This window comes from Pseudomonas putida, from assembly GCF_050990305.1.
Classification (GTDB): Bacteria; Pseudomonadota; Gammaproteobacteria; order Pseudomonadales; family Pseudomonadaceae; genus Aquipseudomonas; species Aquipseudomonas putida_AH.
The window spans coordinates 3,803,378-3,824,046 of the sequence record NZ_CP158817.1 but is presented as its reverse complement, the minus strand read 5'-3'; the positions used below and the strand labels follow the sequence as shown (position 1 = coordinate 3,824,046).

At 60.3% G+C, this 20,669-nt stretch carries 17 protein-coding genes; 8 read left to right on the top strand and 9 right to left on the bottom strand.

Features of this window, described 5'->3' with window-relative positions:
• Positions 1-2: 2 nt before the first annotated feature.
• The 3 genes from ABTV22_RS17190 to ABTV22_RS17180 all read left to right on the top strand — a co-directional run bounded on the left by ABTV22_RS17190 (position 3) and on the right by ABTV22_RS17180 (position 3,403).
• Positions 3-2,171 carry a molybdopterin cofactor-binding domain-containing protein gene (locus tag ABTV22_RS17190; protein ID WP_433735695.1) on the top strand — a complete coding sequence of 723 codons (2,169 nt, stop codon included), beginning with the start codon at positions 3-5 and terminating at the stop codon, positions 2,169-2,171.
• Position 2,172: 1 nt separating this feature from the next.
• Positions 2,173-2,754, top strand: a complete 582-nt coding sequence (locus ABTV22_RS17185) for a hypothetical protein (RefSeq protein ID WP_433735694.1) — start codon at positions 2,173-2,175, stop codon at positions 2,752-2,754.
• A 73-nt stretch (positions 2,755-2,827) separates the two neighbouring features.
• A complete protein-coding gene (locus ABTV22_RS17180) occupies positions 2,828-3,403 on the top strand; it encodes a GGDEF domain-containing protein (protein ID WP_433735693.1) in 576 nt (191 codons plus the stop codon).
• Positions 3,404-3,510: 107 nt separating this feature from the next.
• Here the strand turns inward: ABTV22_RS17180 and ABTV22_RS17175 are convergent, their stop codons facing one another.
• Positions 3,511-3,936, bottom strand: a complete 426-nt coding sequence (locus tag ABTV22_RS17175) for a VOC family protein (RefSeq protein ID WP_433735692.1) — start codon at positions 3,934-3,936, stop codon at positions 3,511-3,513.
• Positions 3,937-4,049: 113 nt separating this feature from the next.
• Here ABTV22_RS17175 and ABTV22_RS17170 point away from each other — a divergent pair, with 113 nt between their 5' ends.
• The gene (locus tag ABTV22_RS17170) at positions 4,050-4,910 is read left to right on the top strand and encodes a LysR family transcriptional regulator (protein WP_433735691.1); all 861 of its coding nucleotides are present in this window, start codon (positions 4,050-4,052) and stop codon (positions 4,908-4,910) included.
• 174 nt (positions 4,911-5,084) lie between these two features.
• On the opposite strand, the gene fabI is transcribed toward ABTV22_RS17170, so the two are convergent.
• The 8 genes from fabI to gloB all read right to left on the bottom strand — a co-directional run bounded on the left by fabI (position 5,085) and on the right by gloB (position 15,936).
• A complete protein-coding gene (gene fabI, locus ABTV22_RS17165; protein ID WP_007937760.1) occupies positions 5,085-5,879 on the bottom strand; it encodes an enoyl-ACP reductase FabI in 795 nt (264 codons plus the stop codon).
• Between the two features lie 21 nt (positions 5,880-5,900).
• The gene (locus ABTV22_RS17160; protein WP_433735690.1) at positions 5,901-7,511 is read right to left on the bottom strand and encodes an ABC transporter ATP-binding protein; all 1,611 of its coding nucleotides are present in this window, start codon (positions 7,509-7,511) and stop codon (positions 5,901-5,903) included.
• A 1-nt stretch (position 7,512) separates the two neighbouring features.
• A complete protein-coding gene (locus ABTV22_RS17155; protein WP_433735689.1) occupies positions 7,513-8,532 on the bottom strand; it encodes an ABC transporter permease in 1,020 nt (339 codons plus the stop codon).
• Position 8,533: 1 nt separating this feature from the next.
• The gene (locus tag ABTV22_RS17150; RefSeq protein ID WP_433735687.1) at positions 8,534-9,607 is read right to left on the bottom strand and encodes a microcin C ABC transporter permease YejB; all 1,074 of its coding nucleotides are present in this window, start codon (positions 9,605-9,607) and stop codon (positions 8,534-8,536) included.
• Positions 9,608-9,611: 4 nt separating this feature from the next.
• On the bottom strand, positions 9,612-11,453 hold the full coding sequence (locus ABTV22_RS17145) for an extracellular solute-binding protein (RefSeq protein ID WP_433735686.1): 1,842 nt from the start codon (positions 11,451-11,453) through the stop codon (positions 9,612-9,614).
• Positions 11,450-13,258: an extracellular solute-binding protein gene (locus ABTV22_RS17140; RefSeq protein ID WP_433741428.1), complete on the bottom strand. Its 1,809-nt coding sequence runs from the start codon at positions 13,256-13,258 to the stop codon at positions 11,450-11,452. Before ABTV22_RS17140 ends, ABTV22_RS17145 begins: the two co-directional genes overlap by 4 nt.
• 362 nt (positions 13,259-13,620) lie before the next feature.
• On the bottom strand, positions 13,621-15,069 hold the full coding sequence (locus ABTV22_RS17135; protein ID WP_433735685.1) for a LysM peptidoglycan-binding domain-containing protein: 1,449 nt from the start codon (positions 15,067-15,069) through the stop codon (positions 13,621-13,623).
• A 99-nt stretch (positions 15,070-15,168) separates the two neighbouring features.
• Positions 15,169-15,936: a hydroxyacylglutathione hydrolase gene (gene gloB, locus ABTV22_RS17130; RefSeq protein WP_433735684.1), complete on the bottom strand. Its 768-nt coding sequence runs from the start codon at positions 15,934-15,936 to the stop codon at positions 15,169-15,171.
• Between the two features lie 65 nt (positions 15,937-16,001).
• On the opposite strand from gloB, the gene ABTV22_RS17125 reads away from it, so the two are divergent.
• The 4 genes from ABTV22_RS17125 (at position 16,002) to ABTV22_RS17110 (ending at position 20,662) form a co-directional block, all read left to right on the top strand.
• Positions 16,002-16,760 (top strand): methyltransferase domain-containing protein, encoded by a 759-nt coding sequence (locus ABTV22_RS17125; protein ID WP_433735683.1) that lies wholly within the window; start codon positions 16,002-16,004, stop codon positions 16,758-16,760.
• 94 nt (positions 16,761-16,854) lie between these two features.
• Positions 16,855-17,298 carry a ribonuclease HI gene (rnhA, locus tag ABTV22_RS17120; RefSeq protein WP_433735682.1) on the top strand — a complete coding sequence of 148 codons (444 nt, stop codon included), beginning with the start codon at positions 16,855-16,857 and terminating at the stop codon, positions 17,296-17,298.
• Between the two features lie 139 nt (positions 17,299-17,437).
• Positions 17,438-18,196 carry a DNA polymerase III subunit epsilon gene (gene dnaQ / locus ABTV22_RS17115; protein ID WP_433735681.1) on the top strand — a complete coding sequence of 253 codons (759 nt, stop codon included), beginning with the start codon at positions 17,438-17,440 and terminating at the stop codon, positions 18,194-18,196.
• A gap of 210 nt (positions 18,197-18,406) precedes the next feature.
• Complete coding sequence (locus ABTV22_RS17110; RefSeq protein ID WP_433735680.1) at positions 18,407-20,662, top strand: Orn/Lys/Arg decarboxylase N-terminal domain-containing protein; 2,256 nt, start codon at positions 18,407-18,409, stop codon at positions 20,660-20,662.
• Positions 20,663-20,669 lie beyond the last annotated feature (7 nt).

The following is a 20,669-nucleotide window of genomic DNA, read 5'->3' as shown; positions in this document are numbered from 1 at the left end:
TCATGAACAGCTTCAATCCGCTATCACGTCGAGGTTTTCTCAAGGGCAGTGCCGTGTTGGGCGGCGGGCTGGTGGTGGCGTTTGTCATTCCCGGCGCCCATCGCTTTGCCCTGGGTGCCGAGAATCAGGGCAACCTGTTCGCACCCAATGCCTTCCTGCGTATCGGCAATGACAACAGCGTCACTGTGTTGCTCGGTCATTCGGAAATGGGGCAGGGCATCTGGACCGGCCTGACCATGTTGATTGCCGAAGAGCTGGATGCCGACTGGTCGAAAATCCGCATCGAACACGCCCCAGCGTCTGCCAAGGATTACGGCCTGGCAGGCTTCGGCGGCATGCAGATCACCGGTGGTTCGACCTCGACCTGGATGGAGTTCGACCGCTACCGCCAGGCCGGTGCGGCGGCACGGTTGATGTTGATCGAGGCTGCGGCCAAGCGTTTTAACGTCGCGCCTTCGACGATAAGCACCGAATCCGGGGTGGTGATAGCCGGCGACCAGCGTGCCACCTATGGCGAGCTGGCCGATGACGCCGGCCAGCTACCGGTGCCGGACCCGGCGTTGATCAAGCTCAAGGACGCCAAAGACTGGGCCATCATCGGTAAGCCCACCCAGCGCATGGACACGCCGGAGAAAATCACGGGGCGCGCCAAGTTCGGCATGGACGTGCAGTTCGATGGATTGTTGACGGCCATGGTGGCCCGTTCGCCGGTGTTCGGCGGTAGCGTCAAATCCTTTGAAGGTGCCGAGGCGCTGGCGATACCTGGAGTGCACAAAGTGGTGCAGGTGCCGACGGGCGTGGCGGTGATCGCCGATCACTTCTGGGCGGCGAAGCTGGGGCGCGATGCGTTGCACGTCGAGTGGGACTTGGGGCCGAATGCCGGGCTCGACAGTCAGAAATTGCTGGAGAGCTTTCGCAAGCTGGCCGCCACACCCGGTCTCCCGGCCAGTCAGGCCGGCGATGCCAAGGCCGCCTTGGCCAAGGCAACCAAGACCGTCGATGTCGAGTACAGCGTGCCTTACCTGGCCCATGCGCCGATGGAACCGCTCAATTGCACGGTGAAAATCACCCAGGACAAATGTGAAATCTGGACCGGCACACAATTCCAGACCCTGGACCAGATGATCGCCGGCAAAATCACCGGGCTCAAACCCGAGCAAGTCGAGATCCACACCGAGTTCCTTGGTGGCGGCTTCGGTCGGCGGGCCAACCCGACCTCGGACTTTGTCGCTGAAGCGGTCCAGGTCGCCAAAGCCGCGGGCGCACCGGTGAAAACCGTGTGGGCGCGGGAAGATGACATCCGGGGCGGCTATTACCGTTCGGCATTTTTGCATCAGGCGCGGGTTGGGCTTGGACCTGATGGCCTGCCGATGGCCTGGAAGCATGTGCTGGTGGGGCAATCGATCATGGCCGGTACCTCGCTCGAAGCGGCCATGGTCAAGAACGGCATCGACAAGACTTCCGTGGAAGGCGTGGTGGACAGTCCCTACCTCGAAGGACTGGCCGATCATCAGGTGGAACTGCATTCGCCGAAGACTGGTATCAGTGTGCTGTGGCTGCGTTCGGTGGGGCATACCCATACGGCCTTCGTGATGGAGTCGCTGATCGATGAACTGGCCGCGGTGGCGGGCAAAGACCCGGTCGAATACCGCCGAACCTTGCTCAAGGACCACCCACGGCATCTGGGTGTGTTGAACCTGGCGGTGGAGAAGGCCAACTGGAAGGCGCCGCTGCCGGATGGCCATGCCTTGGGCGTCGCTGTGCATGAGTCGTTTGGCAGCTACGTGGCCCAGGTCGCCGAGGTGTCCCAGGACAACCTGGCGATCCGCGTGCATCGGGTGGTGTGTGCGGTGGACTGCGGGATTGCGGTCAACCCCAAGAGCATCGAGGCGCAGATGCAGTCGTGCATCGCCTTCGGCCTGAGCTTCACCTTGCACAGCAAACTGACGATCAAGGACGGGCAAGTGGTGCAGTCCAACTACCACGATTACCAGGTACTGCGCCTGCATGAGATGCCGGTGGTGGAAGTGCACATCCTGCCAAGTAGCGAGAAACCGGGCGGGATCGGCGAGACCGGCGTGCCGCCCACGGCGCCGGCAGTGGCCAACGCGGTGTACGCCCTGACCGGGCAACGCCTGCGCGAACTGCCGCTGCAGTTGTCGGGGGTGTGAGATGAAGCGACATCATTGGGTGCTCGGTACAGTGATCCTGGTGTGCCTGTTCATCTACGCCACGGAGCTGTTCGCCGATGACAAGGAGGCACTGAAGGCCTTCGACACCGTGCAGCAAGTCTTCCAGAACCCCCGCTGCCAGAACTGCCACATTCCCGGCGATTCGCCGTTGCAGTTCGATGCCGGAACGCCCCACGCGATGAATGTCGTGCGGGGCATGGATGGCAAAGGAGCGGCGGGCTTGCCTTGCGCCACTTGCCACGCCGAGGCCAATCCACCGGCCAGTTATGGCTCCAAGGCACCACCGGGAGCGCCCCACTGGAGCCTGCCGCCGGCCGCGCACAAGATGGCCTGGATCGGCCTGCCGCCTGACCAGCTGTGCGCCATGATCAAGGATCGCGCGCGCAACGGTGACCGTGATTTCGCGGCGCTGATCAAGCATGTCAGCGAAGACAAACTGGTGCTGTGGGGCTGGAATCCGGGGGGCAACCGTGCGCCGGTGCCGGTGCCGCACGACGTTTTTGTCACTCAGTTCAAGCTCTGGGCCGACGCTGGAGGGCCTTGTCCAGTGCAGGGGACTTGACCACCGGTCAATGAACGTGAAGTCAAACCGGTATCGAGGACTCTAAAGAACATACCCTCCAAGGGAGTATCTGATGCTGATCTCAGGCAAACCGCACAAAACAGGTATCTGTGCAGGGACGCCGCAACAGGAACGCGAACTGCTGCGCGATCTGGCCCGTAAGGCCGAGCAAGAACTGATCGGGGTGCAGATGGCGAGCATGGATGAGTTGACGCTGCTGCCCAACCGGCACGGCTTCATCGCCTTGGCTGAATTGGGCCTGGAGGCCTGCCTGCAGCTGGAACGGCCCGCAACCCTGCTGTTTTTCAATCTCGATGATTTCAAGCGCATCAATTATCTGTTTGGACGCTCCGAAGGCGACAACGCGTTGAAAACCTTCGCCGATGTGTTGCGAATCGGTTTTCGCGAAAGCGATGTGATCGGTCGGCTGGACGGCGCCACCTTCGTGGCCTTGCTCACGGGCTCTTGTGGCGTGGATATCAAGGCGATCAAGGCGCGGTTCGAGGAAATGCTCGATGAACGCAATGCTACGGCGCAGCGCGGCTATGACATTCGTTTCAGCATTGGGCAGATCGAGTTTGACCCTGAGGTGCATGGGTCGGTTGAAGAGCTGTTGGGTGGGGCTGAGAAGGTGTTGGGCCGCGCCTGATTTGTTGTCTGGTCGGGCCTCTTCGCGGGCAAGCCTCGCTCCTACAAGTTTGGTTTGGCCCCTGTAGGAGCGAGGCTTGCCCGCGAAGACGTCATCACAGACACCGCCTATTTGGCAAACAACTGCCCAATGTCCTTGAACGCCTTGAGCTCCAGCGCATTGCCGCACGGATCGAACAGAAACATCGTCGCCTGTTCCCCGACCAGCCCCTGAAAACGAATCCCCGGCTCGATCACGAAGCGCGTTTCGAGTGCTTTCAACCGCTCAGCCAGCGCTTCCCATTGCGCCATCCCCAACACCACGCCGAAATGCGGTACCGGTACGTCGTGGCCATCGACCGCATTGGTGTGGGCGGCTTCCTGTGAAGCGTTTTTCGGTGCCAGGTGAATCACCAGTTGGTGGCCGAAAAAATTGAAATCGACCCAGTGATCACTGGAGCGACCTTCTTCCAGTCCAAACACACTGCCATAAAAGTGCCGCGCGGCGGCTAGGTCATACACTGGAATGGCCAGGTGAAAAGGGGAGAGTTGCATCAGGCGTGCCTCGGTTTTCGGGAGATGCTGACCAGTTTAGCCCTATGCTTTTCGATTGAATGACGATAGTTTTTGCGGCGAGCACAAATTATTTCGATCAATTGAGGGCCGCCATGCTGCGCGAACTGAAAACCTTTATCGCCGTGGCGCGCTACGGCACGTTCGCCGCGGCGGGCATACACATCGGCCTGACGCAGTCGGCGGTCAGCGCGCAGATGCGCAATCTGGAGCAGGCCCTCGGCCTTCGCTTGTTCGATCGCACCGGGCGCCAGGCGCTGCTCAATGCGGCGGGGCAACGTGCGCTGCCGATGGCCAGGGAAATGCTGGAAATTTTCGCCCGCATGGCGGTCAGCGATGACGTCAGCGAATACCGTGGCGAGTTGAAAATCGGCGCTGTGGCCACGGTTCAGACCGGATTATTGCCCCAGGCACTGTTGCGATTGCGTCAGCAGGCGCCGCGACTGGAGCCGAAACTGGTGCCGGGGGTGTCCCTGAACTTATTGAGCCAGGTGGATACCGGCGAAGTGGACCTGGCCATCCTGATCAAGCCACCGTTCGAATTGCCCAAGGAACTGTCGGCGCAAGTCATCCGTCGCGAGCCCTTTGTGCTGATCGTACCGATGGACCTGGAAGGCGACGATCCGCTTCAGATGCTCGCCGAACATCCCCTTGTGCGCTATGACCGTAATTCGTTCGGCGGACGCTTGGTGACGCGATTTCTGCGGGAGCAGCAGATCGATGTGCGTGTCGCGCTGGAACTGGATGAGCTGGAAGCCATCGTCAAGATGGTCGAATGTGGGCTGGGAGTTTCGTTACTGCCCGAGGCGGGGTTGTGGCTGGAGCATGGGGCGAAGGTGAGGGTGATTCGCCTGGGCGAGTTGACCTTTTACCGTGAGATTGTGCTGTTGCAGCGCTACAGCCAGCGGCAGCAACCGATTCAGCAGTTGTTTGCCAAATGCCTGTACAACGAATAACCCCGTAGGAGCTGAGCTTGCTCGCGATGGCGGCGTGTCAGGCGAAATCAATGTTGATTGATACGCCGCCATCGCGAGCAAGCTCAGCTCCTACATTGATTTGTATTAGCCATTAAATCGAAGACATAAAAAAACCCGCCTGAAGCGGCGGGTTTTTTAGTGACTAACCGAAGATCACTCTTCGATGTTGCCCATGGCCGTGGTGTTGAAGCCACCGTCCACGTACATGATTTCGCCGCTGATGCCCGACGCCAGGTCCGAGCACAGGAAGGCGCCGGCGTTGCCGACTTCTTCGATGGTGACGTTGCGACGCAGCGGGGTTTGCGCTTCGTTGGCGGCCAGCATCTTACGGAAGTTCTTGATGCCGGAAGCGGCCAGGGTGCGGATCGGGCCAGCCGAAACACAGTTGACGCGAGTACCGTCCGGGCCCAGGGAGCCGGCCAGGTAACGTACGCCCGCTTCCAGGGAAGCCTTGGCCATGCCCATTACGTTGTAGTTCGGCATGGTGCGCTCGGCGCCCAGGTACGACAGGGTCAGCAGGCTGCCGTTGCGGCCTTTCATCATTTCGCGACCGGCCTTGGCCAGGGCCACGAAGCTGTAGGCGCTGATGTCGTGAGCGATGCGGAAGCCTTCACGGGTGGTGGCTTCGGTGAAGTCGCCGTCCAGTTGGTCGCCTGGAGCGAAGCCGACGGAGTGCACGATGCAGTCCAGGCCGTCCCACTTCTTGCTCAGTTCTTCGAAGACCTTGGCGATTTCTGCATCGCTGGCCACGTCGCACGGGAAGCACAGCTCAGGGCTCGAACCCCAGCCTTGTGCGAATTCTTCGACACGACCCTTGAGTTTGTCGTTCTGATAAGTGAAGGCAAGCTCAGCGCCCTCGCGATGCATGGCGGCAGCGATGCCGGATGCGATGGACAGCTTGCTGGCGACACCGACGATCAGTACGCGCTTACCGGCGAGAAAACCCATGTGTTGCTCCTCTCTTTCAGGTTATTGCGCAGTTTCCGGAGCCAGGAAAGCGGCTTCCAGCAACTGCTGTGTATACGGATGTTTGGGAGCGGCAAAAATGCTTTGCGCGTCCCCCTGTTCGACCACTTGGCCATGCTTGACCACCATCAGCTGGTGGCTCAGCGCTTTGACGACAGCCAGGTCATGGCTGATAAACAAATACGTCAGGTTGTACTTTGTTTGCAGTGAACGCAAAAGCTCCACCACTTGGCGTTGTACGGTGCGGTCGAGGGCCGAAGTCGGCTCGTCCAGCAAAATCAACGCCGGTTTTAGCACTAATGCCCGGGCAATGGCGATTCTCTGCCGTTGCCCTCCGGAAAATTCGTGGGGATAGCGGTGCCGGGTATCCGGGTCCAGTCCTACCTCCTTGAGTACCGCAATAATCGCTTGTTCCTGTTCCGCCTCGGTGCCGATCTTGTGGATCCGCAAGCCTTCGCCAACGATCTGGCTGACGCACATCCGTGGGCTCAGGCTGCCGAACGGGTCTTGAAACACCACTTGCATCTCCCGCCGCAGCGGCCGGACCTGTTGTTGCGACAGGCAGTCTAGCTGCTTGCCTTCAAAACGGATGGCGCCTTGGCTGGCGATCAACCGCAAGATCGCAAGCCCCAGGGTCGATTTGCCGGAACCGCTTTCACCGACGATGCCCAAGGTCTGGCCCTGAGGCAGGCTGAAATTGATGCCATCCACCGCCTTGACGTGATCCACCGTGCGTTTGAGCAGGCCTTTCTTGATCGGAAACCAGACTTTCAGGTCCTCGACCGTCAGCAAGGGCGGGCCAATCACGTTGGTGGCAGGCTTCCCGCCAGGCTCCGCTGCCAGCAGGGTCCGCGTGTACGGATGCTGCGGCGCGCGAAACAATTCTTCACACGATGCCTGTTCGACGATGCAACCGCGCTGCATGACACATACGCGATGCGCAATTCTTCGCACCAGGTTCAAATCGTGGCTGATCAGTAGCAGTGCCATGCCCAGTCGCGCCTGCAATTGCTTGAGCAATTCGAGGATTTTCAGCTGAACGGTCACGTCCAGTGCGGTCGTTGGCTCGTCTGCGATCAACAGTTCCGGCTCGTTGGCCAGGGCCATGGCGATCATCACCCGCTGACGCTGACCGCCGGACAATTCGTGGGGCAGGGCCTTGAGGCGCTTCTCCGGCTCGGGAATGCCCACCATTTCCAGCAGCTCCAGGGTCCGTTTGGTGGCGATTTTCCCGGTGAGACCCATGTGGATGCCCAGCACTTCATTGATCTGTTTTTCGATCGAGTGCAACGGATTGAGCGAGGTCATCGGCTCCTGGAAGATCATCGCGATCCGGTTGCCGCGGATATGGCGGATGGTTTTCTCTCTGAGGTCCAGCAGGTTCCGCCCGGAATACTCGATGGTGCCTGAAGGGTGGCGAGCGATCGGGTAGGGCAGCAGGCGCAGGATCGAGTGCGCGGTCACCGATTTGCCTGAACCGCTTTCCCCCACCAGTGCCAGGGTTTCGCCCCGCTTGATGTCGAAGCTGACGTTTTCGACCACTCGCTGGCTGTTCGCGCCGACGACGAATTCGACGGCGAGGTTGCGCACTTCGATCAGATTGTCCTGATTCATTTCACTTCCTCGGGTCGAAGGCATCGCGAGCGGACTCGCCGATGAACACCAGCAGGCTCAACATCAACGCCAGCACCGCAAACGCACTGATGCCCAGCCACGGTGCCTGCAGGTTGGATTTACCCTGCGCCACCAGTTCACCCAGCGATGGGCTGCCCGCCGGCAGGCCGAAACCGAGGAAATCCAGGGCGGTCAGGGTGCCGATGGCGCCGGTCAGGATGAAGGGCATGAACGTCATGGTCGAGACCATGGCATTGGGCAGGATATGGCGGAACATGATCGCACCATTCTGCATGCCCAGGGCGCGGGCCGCACGCACGTATTCCAGGTTGCGCCCACGCAGGAACTCGGCGCGAACCACGTCCACCAGGCTCATCCAGGAAAACAGCAGCATGATCCCCAGCAGCCACCAGAAATTCGGCTGTACGAAACTGGCGAGAATGATCAGCAAATACAACACCGGTAAGCCCGACCAGATCTCCAGGAAGCGTTGCCCGGCCAGGTCGACCCAGCCGCCGTAGAAGCCCTGCAAGGCGCCTGCGATCACGCCGATGATCGAGCTGAACAATGTCAGGGTCAGGGCGAACAGTACCGAAATGCGAAAGCCGTAGATCACCCGGGCCAGCACGTCGCGGCCCTGGTCGTCGGTGCCCAGCAGGTTGTCCGCCGACGGCGGCGCGGGTGCTGGCACTTTCAGGTCGTAGTTGATGCTCTGGTAGCTGAATGGAATCGGCGCCCACAGCACCCAGGCATCCTTGGCCTTGAGCAGTTCACGGATATACGGGCTCTTGTAGTTGGCTTCCAGCGGGAATTCGCCGCCGAAGGTGGTTTCCGGGTAACGCTTGAGCGCCGGGAAATACCAACCGTTGTCGTAGTGCACCACCAGCGGTTTGTCGTTGGCGATCAACTCGGCGCCCAGGCTGGCGCCGAACAGAATCAAAAACAGCCACAGCGACCACCAGCCACGCTTGTTGGCCTTGAACAGTTCGAAACGGCGGCGATTGAGAGGGGACAGGTTCATCTCAATGCTCCCGGCTTTCGAAGTCGATACGCGGATCGACGAAGGTGTAGGTGAGGTCGCCGATCAGCTTCACCACCAGCCCCAGCAGGGTGAAGATGAACAGCGTGCCGAAGACCACCGGGTAATCGCGGTTGATCGCGGCTTCGAAACTCATCAGGCCCAGGCCGTCGAGGGAGAAGATGACTTCCACCAGCAACGAGCCGGTGAAAAAGATCCCGATGAACGCCGACGGGAAACCGGCGATCACCAGCAGCATGGCGTTGCGGAACACGTGGCCGTACAGCACGCGGTGCCGGGTCAGGCCCTTGGCCTTGGCGGTGATCACGTACTGTTTATTGATTTCATCGAGGAAGCTGTTTTTGGTCAGCAGGGTCATGGTCGCGAAGTTGCCGATCACCAGCGCGGTGACCGGCAGCGCCAGATGCCAGAAGTAGTCGAGGATCTTGCCGCCCAGGCTCAGCTCATCGAAGTTGTTCGACGTCAGACCGCGCAACGGAAACCAGTCCAGATAGCTGCCCCCGGCAAACACCACGATCAGCAGGATGGCGAACAGGAACGCCGGAATCGCGTAGCCGACGATGATCGCCGAACTGGTCCAGACATCGAAGTGGCTGCCGTGTCGCGTGGCCTTGGCGATCCCCAAGGGGATCGACACCAGGTACATGATCAGGGTGCTCCACAGCCCGAGTGAGATCGACACCGGCATCTTTTCCTTGATCAGGTCGATGACCTTGGCGTCGCGGAAAAAACTGTCGCCGAAATCCAGGGTGGCGTAGTTCTTGACCATTATCCACAAGCGTTCCGGCGCCGACTTGTCGAAGCCGTACATGTGTTCGATTTCCTTGATCAGCGCAGGGTCCAGCCCCTGGGCGCCGCGATAGGCGGAACCGGCCACCGAGACTTCCGCGCCGCCACCGGCGATACGGCTGGTGGCGCCTTCGAAGCCTTCGAGCTTGGCGATCATCTGCTCCACGGGGCCGCCGGGCGCCGCCTGGATGATCACGAAATTGATCAGCAATATGCCGAACAAGGTCGGGATGATCAGCAACAGTCGCCGAAAAATGTACGCCAGCATCTGATTACTCCGTGCCCGCGGGGTCGGCTTGCAGTTTGGTTTCGATCTCTATGGCCGGCTTTGCATCGGGCTTGACCCACCAGGTGGCCGTGCCGATGTCATATTTGGGGGAGACCTTCGGGTGGCCGATGTGGTTCCAGTAAGCCACGCGCCAGGTTTTGATGTGCCAGTTGGGGATCACGTAATAACCCCATTGCAGCACGCGGTCCAGTGCACGGGCGTGGGCCACCAGGCTTTTGCGCGAGTCGGCATTGATCAGTTGCTCGACCAGTTCATCCACCACCGGGTCCTTGAGGCCCATGGAGTTGCGGCTGCCGGGCTTGTCGGCGGCTGCGGTCATCCAGAACTCGCGCTGTTCGTTGCCCGGCGAGTTGGACTGCGGGAAGCTGCCGACGATCATGTCGAAGTCCCGCGAGCGCACGCGGTTGACGTATTGCGAGACGTCGACCCGACGGATCACCAGGTCGATGCCCAAGTCACTGAGGTTGCGCTTGAACGGCAGCAAGACCCGTTCGAACTCGGTCTGGGCCAGCAGGAACTCGATCACCACCGGCTTGCCATTGGCATCGACCATCTTGTCATCGACGATACGCCAACCGGCCTCTTGCAGCAGATGGTAGGCCTGGCGCTGCTGGCTGCGGATCATGCCGCTGCCGTCGGTGACCGGGTTCTGGAACGCTTCGCTGAACACTGACTCAGGAATCTTGCCTCGGAATGGCTCGAGAATCGCCAACTGGTCGGCATCCGGCAGGCCGGTGGCGGCCATTTCCGAATTCTCGAAGTAGCTGCGGGTGCGCGCGTAGGCACCGTTGAACAATTGCTTGTTGGTCCATTCGAAGTCCAGCAGCAGGGACAGGGCCTGGCGTACGCGAACATCCTGGAACACCGGGCGACGCAGGTTGAACACGAAGCCTTGCATGCCGGTGGGGTTGCCGTTGGGGATCTGTTCCTTGATCAGGCGGCCTTCGGTGACGGCCGGGATGTTGTAGGCGTTGGCCCAGTTTTTGGCGGTCATCTCCAGCCAATAATCGAACTGCCCGGCCTTGAGGCCTTCCAGTGCCACGGTGTTGTCGCGGTAGTAATCGGTCAGCATGACATCGAAGTTGTAGAAACCACGGTTGACCGGCAGGTCCTTGCCCCAATAGTCCTTGACCCGCTCATAGCGCACCGAGCGCCCGGCCTTCACTTCGCTGACCTTATACGGTCCGCTGCCCAGTGGTGCTTCGAGGTTGCCTTTGTTGAAATCGCGGTTTACCCACCAGTGTTTGGGCAGCACCGGCAATTGGCCGAGGATCAGCGGCAGCTCACGGTTGTTGCTGTGCTTGAACTTGAACAGCACCGTCAGCGGATCTTCGGCGACCACGTCGGCGACGTCGCTGTAGTAGCCACGGTACATCGGTGCGCCGTCCTTGATCAGGGTCTGGAAGCTGAACACCACGTCTTCGGCCCGCACCGGATGGCCGTCATTGAAGCGGGCTTCAGGGCGCAGATAGAAGCGCACCCAGTCATTGTTCGGGGCTTTTTCGATCTTGCCGGCGATCAGGCCATATTCAGTGAAGGGCTCGTCCAGGCTTTGCCTGGTCAGGGTGTCGTAGATCAGGTCTATATCGTTGGCCGAGACGCCCTTGCTGATGAACGGGTTGAGACTGTCGAAACCACCGAAGCCGGCTTGGCGAAAGATGCCGCCCTTGGGTGCGTCCGGGTTGACGTATTCAAAGTGTTTGAAGTCGGCGGGGTACTTCGGTGGCTCGTTGTACAGGGTCACGGCGTGTTGCGGGGCGGCGCAGGCCCACCCTGCGAACAACAGGGCGCCGGCCTGCAGGAGCAGGGCGCTGATGGGTTTCATCGATCTTTCTCCGAAGATTTCAGCCACCACGCGCTCAGGCCCAGAGTGTAGGGCGGCGTGGTGACGAAGGCGAACCGGTTGCGGTACGCCAGGCGGTGATAATTGAGGTACCAGTTGGGAATGATGTAGTGCTGCCACAGCAGCACCCGGTCCAGAGCCTTGCCGGCGGCGACTTGATCGTCGCGGGTCTTGGCCGCGAGCAGTTCGTCGAGCAAGTGGTCGACCACCGGGTTGGCGATTCCCGCGTAATTCTTGCTGCCCTTGACGCCGGCCTGGCTGGAGTGGAAGTACTGCCACTGTTCCAGGCCAGGGCTGAGGGTCTGGTTGAGGGTCATCAGGATCATGTCGAAATCGAACTGGTCGAGGCGCTGCTTGTATTGCGCGCGATCAACCGTGCGCAACCGGGCGTCGATGCCGATGCTGGCGAGGTTTTCGACGTAGGGCTGAAGGATGCGCTCCAGGTTCGGATTGACCAGCAGGATCTCCAGGCGCAACGGCTGCCCGGCGGCATTCTGCAGGCGCTGTCCGTTGAGTTTCCAGCCCGCCTCGGCGAGCAGGGTCAGCGCCTGACGCAGGGTTTCCCTCGGGATGCCGCGGCCCTGGGTTTTGGGCAGGCTGAAGGGCTCGGTGAACAACCTGGCGGGTAACTGATCGCGATAAGGCTTGAGCAGCAGCCATTCATGCCCCACCGGCAAACCGGTGGCGGAGAATTCGCTGTTGGGGTAATAGCTCATGGCGCGTTTGTAGGCACTACTGAACAGGGTGCGGTTGGTCCACTCGAAGTCAAACATCATACCGAGTGCTTCACGCACCTTGGGCTCGGCGAAAGTCGGGCGGCGGCTGTTCATGAACAGGCCCTGGCTTTGCGTTGGGATCTGGTGCGGGATCTGTGCCTTGATTACCTCGCCGCGACGGATCGCCGGAAAGCGGTAGCCAGTGTCCCAATTCTTCGCCTGGTGCTCGATGTAGATGTCGAACTCGCCGGCCTTGAACGCTTCGAACGCCACATCACTGTCGCGGTAGAACTCGACTTCCATGCGGTCGAAATTGTACTTGCCGCGATTGACCGGCAGATCTTTACCCCAGTAGTCCTTGACCCGCTCGAACACGATCTGCCGCCCCGGCGTCACCGACGTGATGCGGTACGGTCCGCTGCCCAGCGGTGGCTCGAAAGTGGTTGCCTTGAAGTCACGGCCTTTCCAGTAATGCTGTGGCAGCACTGGTAACTCGCCCAGGCGCAGGATCAGCAGCGGGTTACCGGCACGCTTGAACACAAAACGAATTCGCTGCGGATTGAGGATGTCGACCCGCGACACTTCCTGCAGGTTTGTGCGGTACTGCGGATGGCCTTCCTTGAGCAGCAAGCGGTAGGAGAACGCTACGTCATAGGCGGTGATCGGAGTGCCATCGTGGAAGCGTGCTTCGGGGCGCAGGTTGAATACCACCCAGCTGCGGTCCTCGCTGTACTCCACCGATTGGGCGATCAAACCATAACTGGAGGTTGGCTCGTCACCGGAGGGCGCGTATTGACCGGTGCCGACCATCAGCGGCTCGTTGAGCTCGTTGATGCCGTATTGCAGGAAGTTCGGCGTGGTAACCGGGCTGGTGCCCTTGAAGGTGTAGGGGTTGAGCGTATCGAAGGTGCCAAACGCCATCACCCGCAACGTCCCGCCCTTGGGCGCTTGCGGGTTGACCCAGTCGAAGTGGGTAAATCTGGCCGGGTATTTGAGCGTGCCGAACTGCGCATAACCATGGCTTTCGCTGATCGTCGCGCTTGCGGTGGAGCTCAAGGCCAGGCTGATCAGGAGCGAGAGGAGGGCACGCTTCAAGTAGGGAATCCGATCCAGGCGGCTTGGGCTTTGTGGCCTGTACAGTAACAGCTTGTCTGGACTGGAAAAAGACGCGGGCTGAAACGCCTTCTCGTAGGAGCAAGGCTTGCCCGCGATGGCGATCTCGAGGCCGCCATCGCGGGCAAGCCTCGCTCCTACATGTGTTTGCAAATCAATACAAAAAAGCCCCTGAAAAATCAGGGGCTCATTGACCGTCAGCATAATGAAAAAGATCGCAGCCTGCGACAGCTCCTACGCCGAACCGATATAGATCGGATGTACGTCGTATTTGTAGGAGCTGCCGAAGGCTGCGATCTTTTCGGCATCACATCGATTTTTTAGTGCGGGTTTGAAACCGTCAGCATCTGCCCAGGCTTCAGTGCCTGGCCGACACGCGGGTTCCAGCGCTTGAGGTGCTGCATTTCAACGTTGAAGCGCTTGGCCACGATGTACAGCGAGTCACCTTGCTGGACCTTGTATTTGGCCTGTGGCTTTTTTGAATCGCTCCCGGTCTTGGCGTTGGCCGCGACCACGGTGTTGATGCGCCCGGAGCTGCGCTTGCTGGTGTCTTGCATGACCAGGGTCTGGCCGGGTTTAAGGTTCTTGCCGCTCAGCTTGTTCCAGCGCTGAAGGTCCTTGACGTCGACGTTGTTGGCCCTGGCGATGGAGCCCAGGTTGTCGCCGCGCTTGACCCGGTAGTTGCGCTTGACGCTGGCCACCTGGGTGCCGTCGGCACCGTCGAAGACCGGCTTGAGTGGCTTCTTGCTGATCAGCTCTTCAGGACGCATGGTCTGCAGGCTGGTGGTCAGCAACTGCGCCTTGGATGTCGGCACCAGCAAATGCTGGGGACCGTCGATGGTGGTGCGCTGCTTGAAGGCCGGATTGAGCTGGAACAGTTCGTCTTCGTCGATGTTGGCCACTGCGGCGACCTTGGACAGGTCCATGCGCTGGTTGATTTCGACGACCTGGAAATACGGTTCGTTGGCGATCGGGTTGAGGTTCACGCCGTACGCTTCCGGCGCCATCACGACTTGGGACAGTGCCAGCAACTTGGGCACATAGGCCTGGGTCTCGGCAGGCAGCGGCAGGTTCCAGTAATCGGTTGGCAGGCCAAGCTTTTCGTTACGCTCGATGGCACGGCTGACGGTGCCTTCGCCGGCGTTGTAAGCGGCGAGTGCCAACAGCCAGTCGCCGTTGAACATGTCGTGCAGGCGCGTCAGGTAGTCCATCGCCGCGGTGGTCGAGGCAGTGATATCGCGACGGCCATCATAGAAACGGGTCTGGCGCAGGTTGAAGTAACGCCCGGTGGACGGGATGAATTGCCACAAGCCAACCGCATCGGCCCGGGAATAGGCCATCGGGTTGTAGGCGCTTTCAATCACCGGCAACAGTGCCAGTTCCAGCGGCATGTTGCGTTCTTCAAGGCGCTCGACAATGTAATGAATGTAAAGACTGCCGCGCTCGCCGGCGTTTTCGAGGAAGGACGGATTGCTGGCGAACCACAGGCGCTGTTGCTCGATGCGCGGGTTGACGCCCAGGCCGTCCTGCAGCTGGAAGCCCTGGCGCATGCGCTCCCAGACATCCTGCGGAATCTGAGGGCTCGGCTTTTCGCTGAGCCAGACGGGCTTCTGCTTGGCGCGCGCGGCAATATTCGGAGTGTGCGCCGCATCGGTCTGCGGCGCATGGCTGGAACAGCCCGCCAATGTCGCGGACACAGCCACCGCTATGGCTTGCGCCAGGCGGGTCAGGGCGTCCGAATTGATGGCTTTGCGAATAGATGACGACATTGGCTGGAAGTGTGTTCCGGGCAAAAATGTCGGGCGATTCTAGAAAGCGCACCCCTGGCGGTCAACCATTCATGGTTTTCGTACCATCGTGCAAGCGGTTTAGAACTTATCTTTCCAGGCCCGCAGCGTCGCAAAAACCATATCGGACGCAGAGTTATCGGTGCCGCTCCGTTCGTCCGCTTTTTCTTTAACGGATGTTTCGGCGGTGCGCAAAAACGGATTCGTTCTCTTTTCCATGGCGATCGTGGACGGCAGTGTAATGACCCCGGCTTCCCGTTGTCGGGTGACGGTGGCCAGGCGTTCACGGGTGTCCGCATTATCCGGTTCGACGGCCGCGGCGAAGCGCAGGTTGCTCAGGGTGTACTCGTGGGTGCAATACACCCGGGTGTTGTCGGGCAGCGCTGCGAGGCGTGACAGCGAGGCGTGCATTTGTTGGGGCGTGCCTTCGAACAGGCGCCCGCAACCGGCGGCGAACAGGGTGTCGCCACAAAACAACAGGTCGGGGTGATAATAGGCAATATGGCCCAGGGTATGGCCGGGCACCGCGATGATCTCGAAGTCATGGCCCAGTACCGTGATGCGATCGTTATCCTTGAGCGCGATGTCCCGCCCGGGAATGTTTTCGCTGGCGGGTCCGTAGACCTTCGCGTCCGTCGCTTTCTTGAGCTGTTCGACGCCGCCGACATGGTCATGATGGTGGTGAGTGATCAGAATATCGCTCAGCACCCACCCCGGATTTGCCAGGAGCCAGGACTGTACCGGCGCGGCATCGCCCGGGTCGACCACCGCGCATCGCCGGGTGTCGGGATCTTGTAACAACCAGATGTAGTTGTCGGTAAAGGCGGGCAGGGCACTGATCTGTATCATCGTCGGATTCGCCAAGCGGAAAACAATGGCGCATCTTAGAACTTCCTGGTGCGTTGGAGAATGCAATGACCGATAAAGCGTTCGCTCAGGCCGATCCTGACTGGCTGGCGTTGATCAGCGCGGCCCGTGAGTGGCTGTCCGGTCCGATCGGACAGTTTTTGCTGGATGAAGAACGGCGCATGCTCGAAGAAGAGCTGGGTCGCTTTTTTGGCGGCTATCTGGTGCATTACGGTCCTTCGGCCCAGACACCGCCGTCGGCACCGCAAGTCCAGCGCAACGTGCGCCTGGGCGCGCCGCTTCCCGGTGTGGAAATTGTCTGTGAGGAACAAGCCTGGCCATTGAGTGAGCATGCCGCCGATGTAGTGGTGTTGCAGCATGGCCTGGACTTCTGCCTGTCGCCCCACGGTTTGCTGCGAGAGGCCGCGAGCAGTGTGCGGCCCGGCGGGCACCTGTTGATTATCGGGATCAATCCCTGGAGCAGTTGGGGCCTGCGTCATGTGTTTGCCCATGATGCCTTGCGCAAGGCCCGTTGCATTTCTCCTTCGCGGGTGGCCGACTGGTTGAACCTGCTGGGCTTCGCGCTGGAGAAACGCCGCTACGGGTGCTATCGTCCGCCGCTGGCTTCGCCCGCCTGGCAGACTCGTCTGGCCGGTTGGGAACGCAAGGCCGGTGACTGGCAATTGTCCGGAGGCGGCTTCTATTTGCTGGTCGCGCGCAAGATCGTGGTGGGCTTGCGGCCGGTGCGCCAAGAGCGTCGCGAACCGATGGGCAAGCTGATCCCTCTGCCGATGGCCAAGGTCAACCGCCGCCGCATCGAACCGTAATACTCACTTTAATATTTCCGGCCGGGATGATTCCCGGTCTCGGGCGTTGTCGATCACGGATCGGCGAGCCACCGCATTTTCTGGATAGATTGGCATGAGCGATAGCGTAGAACTGTTCACCGATGGCGCCTGCAAAGGCAATCCTGGCCCTGGCGGCTGGGGCGCGTTGCTGGTGTGCAAGGGCGTCGAAAAGGAGCTCTGGGGGGGCGAAGCCAACACCACCAACAATCGCATGGAGCTGATGGGCGCGATCCGAGGTTTGGAAGAGCTCAAGCGCCCGTGCGACGTGCTGCTGGTGACCGACTCGCAGTACGTCATGAAAGGCATCAACGAGTGGATGGCCAATTGGAAAAAGCGCGGTTGGAAGACCGCTGCGAAAGAGCCGGTGAAAAACGCCGACCTGTGGAAAATGCTCGACGAACAGGTCAACCGTCACAACGTCACCTGGAAATGGGTGCGCGGGCACATTGGCCACCACGGCAACGAGCGGGCCGACCAACTGGCCAACCGTGGCGTGGATGAGATACGCGGACTGTAGGAGCTGCCGCAGGCTGCGATCTTTTGATCTTCGTTTATAAAGCCAAAAGATCGCAGCCTCGTTGCACTCGGCAGCTCCTGCAGGGGCCGTGTTAAGATCCCGCCTTTTGTACGAATGACCCGTTGAGAGCTGAGCACTGATGGCCACCAGATCTGTTGTACTCGATACCGAAACCACCGGCATGCCGGTGACCGACGGCCACCGGATTATTGAAATCGGTTGTGTCGAGTTGATCGGTCGGCGCCTGACGGGCCGGCATTTTCACGTTTACCTGCAACCGGACCGCGAGAGTGACGAAGGCGCTATCGGCGTCCACGGCATCACCAACGAGTTCCTGGTGGGCAAGCCACGCTTTGCCGAGGTGGCCGAAGAGTTTTTCGAGTTCATCAAGGGCGCGCAGCTGATTATCCATAACGCGGCGTTCGACGTTGGCTTCATCAACAACGAATTCGCCCTGATGGGCCAGCACGATCGTGCGGACATCACGCAACACTGCACGGTCCTCGATACCCTGATGATGGCCCGGGAACGTCACCCGGGGCAGCGCAACAGCCTCGACGCGCTGTGCAAACGCTATGGCGTCGACAACTCCGGCCGTGAACTGCACGGCGCCTTGCTCGACTCCGAGATTCTCGCCGACGTTTACCTGACCATGACCGGCGGCCAGACCAGCCTGTCCCTGGCGGGCAATGCGTCCGATGGCAACGGTACCGGCGAAGGTGCCGACAACTCGGCCACCGAAATCCGTCGCCTGCCTGCCGACCGTAAACCGACGCGCATCATCCGCGCCAGCGAAGATGATCTGGCCCAACACGCGGCGCGCCTGGAAGTCATCAGCAAATCGGCGGGTGGACCGGCGTTGTGGCTGCAATTGGTCGAGGCTGAGGGTTCCGTTTGACACAGCCCTGTAGGAGCAAGGCTTGCCCGCGATGGCGTCCGTATGATTGCCATCGCGGGCAAGCCTTGCTCCTACAGAAAGCGATCAGTGGCCACAAATCAGTGCATTGACTGACCTGCTTCAGGGCACAGAGCTCGCCACATCCGTTGCAACCCTCTACCCTGAGGTGATTGGCAGGCTCTGGCCTGCCGCCTCAGGACACTGAGCCTCATGTACAAAGATCTGAAATTCCCGGTCCTGATTGTCCATCGCGACATCAAGGCTGACACCGTCGCCGGCGATCGCGTGCGGGGCATCGCCCGGGAGCTGGAACAGGAAGGTTTTAGTATCGTCTCGGCGATGGATTACACCGAAGGGCGTCTGGTCGCTTCAACTCATCATGGCCTTTCGTGCATGTTGATCGCGGCGGAAGACGCCAGCGCGAACGCCCATTTGTTACATAATATGGCCGAGTTGATCGGATTGGCGCGAGTGCGTGCACCTGACTTGCCTATCTTCGCCCTGGGCGAGCAAGTAACCCTGGAAAACGCCCCCGCCGATGCCATGGCCGAGCTTAATCAGCTGCGTGGCATTCTCTATTTGTTCGAAGACACTGTGCCCTTTCTGGCGCGACAGGTGGCACGGGCCGCGCGCAAGTACCTGGACGGGTTGCTGCCGCCGTTCTTCAAGGCGCTGGTGCAACACACCGCCGACTCCAACTATTCCTGGCACACCCCCGGTCATGGCGGAGGCGTGGCGTACCACAAAAGTCCGGTGGGTCAGGCGTTTCACCAGTTCTTCGGGGAAAACACCCTGCGTTCGGATTTGTCGGTATCGGTGCCGGAGCTCGGCTCTTTGCTGGATCACACTGGGCCGCTGGCGGAAGCTGAGGCCCGGGCGGCGCGCAACTTCGGCGCTGATCACACCTTCTTCGTGATCAATGGCACCTCGACCGCCAACAAGATCGTCTGGCACTCCATGGTGGCCCGCGACGACCTGGTGCTGGTGGACCGCAACTGCCACAAATCGGTGCTGCACTCGATCATCATGACCGGTGCTATCCCGCTGTACCTGTGCCCTGAGCGTAATGAACTGGGGATCATTGGCACGATTCCGCTGAGTGAATTCAGCCCGCAATCGATCCAGGCCAAGATCGCCGCCAATCCGCTGACCCAGGGTCGGGCGCCCAAAGTCAAACTGGCAGTGGTGACCAATTCGACTTATGACGGCCTCTGTTACAACGCCGAATTGATCAAGCAGCAGCTGGGCAACAGTGTCGAAGTACTGCATTTCGATGAGGCCTGGTACGCCTATGCGGCGTTTCATGAGTTTTTCACCGGGCGTTACGGCATGGGCACGTCCCGCAGCGCCGACAGCCCGCTGGTGTTCACCACCCATTCCACGCACAAACTGTTGGCGGCGTTCAGCCAGGCGTCGATGATTCACGTACAAGACGGAGGCGCCCGGCAACTGGACCGTGATCGCTTCAACGAAGCGTTCATGATGCACATTTCCACTTCGCCGCAGTACGGCATCATCGCTTCGCTGGATGTCGCGTCGGCCATGATGGAGGGCGGCGCCGGGCGTTCGCTGTTGCAGGAAATGTTCGGCGAAGCCCTGAGTTTTCGACGGGCGCTGTCCAATTTGCGTCAGCATATCGCTGCTGACGACTGGTGGTTCTCCATCTGGCAGCCGCCGTCGGTGGAAGGCATCGATCGGGTTGAGACACAAGACTGGTTATTGCAGCCGGAGAATGACTGGCACGGTTTTGGCGACGTGGCCGACGATTACGTGTTGCTCGACCCGATCAAGGTGACCCTGGTGATGCCGGGCCTGACCGCAGGCGGCGCCCTCAGCGAGCGAGGGATTCCTGCGGCCGTCGTCAGCAAGTTCCTCTGGGAGCGTGGGCTGGTCGTGGAAAAGACTGGGTTGTATTCGTTTTTGGTGCTGTTTTCCATGGGCATCACCAAGGGCAAATGGAGCACCTTGCTGACCGAATTGCTGGAGTTCAAGCGCAGTTACGACGCCAATGTCAGCCTGACGACCTGCCTGCCGTGCGTGGCGCAGCAGAACACCGCTCGCTACCAGGGCATGGGCTTGCGCGATCTGTGCGATCAACTACACGCCTGCTATCGCAGCAATGCCACGGCCAAGCATCTCAAGCGCATGTACACGGTATTGCCGGAAATCGCGATGAAACCCGCGGATGCTTATGATCAGTTGGTGCGTGGGGAGGTCGAAGCGGTGTCGATCGATGCTCTGGACGGGCGTATCGCGGCCGTGATGCTGGTGCCGTATCCGCCGGGCATTCCGTTGATCATGCCTGGCGAACGTTTTACCGAGGCCACTCGCTCGATCATCGACTACCTGGCGTTTGCTCGCACGTTCGATAGCAGTTTCCCGGGGTTCGTTGCCGATGTGCATGGCTTGCAACACGAAGACGAGGGCAATGGACGGCATTACACCGTCGATTGCATCAAGGAATGAGGACCTA

Coding starts and splice junctions, on each gene's coding strand:
- ABTV22_RS17190 (WP_433735695.1), top strand. CDS start 3: ATGAACAGCTTCAATCCGCTATCACGTCGAGGTTTTCTCAAGGGCAGT.
- ABTV22_RS17175 (WP_433735692.1), bottom strand. CDS start 3,936: ATGCAACTCTCCCCTTTTCACCTGGCCATTCCAGTGTATGACCTAGCC.
- ABTV22_RS17160 (WP_433735690.1), bottom strand. CDS start 7,511: ATGAATCAGGACAATCTGATCGAAGTGCGCAACCTCGCCGTCGAATTC.
- ABTV22_RS17125 (WP_433735683.1), top strand. CDS start 16,002: ATGACCGATAAAGCGTTCGCTCAGGCCGATCCTGACTGGCTGGCGTTG.
- rnhA (WP_433735682.1), top strand. CDS start 16,855: ATGAGCGATAGCGTAGAACTGTTCACCGATGGCGCCTGCAAAGGCAAT.
- ABTV22_RS17180 (WP_433735693.1), top strand. CDS start 2,828: ATGCTGATCTCAGGCAAACCGCACAAAACAGGTATCTGTGCAGGGACG.
- ABTV22_RS17155 (WP_433735689.1), bottom strand. CDS start 8,532: ATGAACCTGTCCCCTCTCAATCGCCGCCGTTTCGAACTGTTCAAGGCC.
- ABTV22_RS17110 (WP_433735680.1), top strand. CDS start 18,407: ATGTACAAAGATCTGAAATTCCCGGTCCTGATTGTCCATCGCGACATC.
- ABTV22_RS17135 (WP_433735685.1), bottom strand. CDS start 15,069: ATGTCGTCATCTATTCGCAAAGCCATCAATTCGGACGCCCTGACCCGC.
- ABTV22_RS17185 (WP_433735694.1), top strand. CDS start 2,173: ATGAAGCGACATCATTGGGTGCTCGGTACAGTGATCCTGGTGTGCCTG.
- ABTV22_RS17170 (WP_433735691.1), top strand. CDS start 4,050: ATGCTGCGCGAACTGAAAACCTTTATCGCCGTGGCGCGCTACGGCACG.
- ABTV22_RS17150 (WP_433735687.1), bottom strand. CDS start 9,607: ATGCTGGCGTACATTTTTCGGCGACTGTTGCTGATCATCCCGACCTTG.
- fabI (WP_007937760.1), bottom strand. CDS start 5,879: ATGGGTTTTCTCGCCGGTAAGCGCGTACTGATCGTCGGTGTCGCCAGC.
- gloB (WP_433735684.1), bottom strand. CDS start 15,936: ATGATACAGATCAGTGCCCTGCCCGCCTTTACCGACAACTACATCTGG.
- dnaQ (WP_433735681.1), top strand. CDS start 17,438: ATGGCCACCAGATCTGTTGTACTCGATACCGAAACCACCGGCATGCCG.
- ABTV22_RS17145 (WP_433735686.1), bottom strand. CDS start 11,453: ATGAAACCCATCAGCGCCCTGCTCCTGCAGGCCGGCGCCCTGTTGTTC.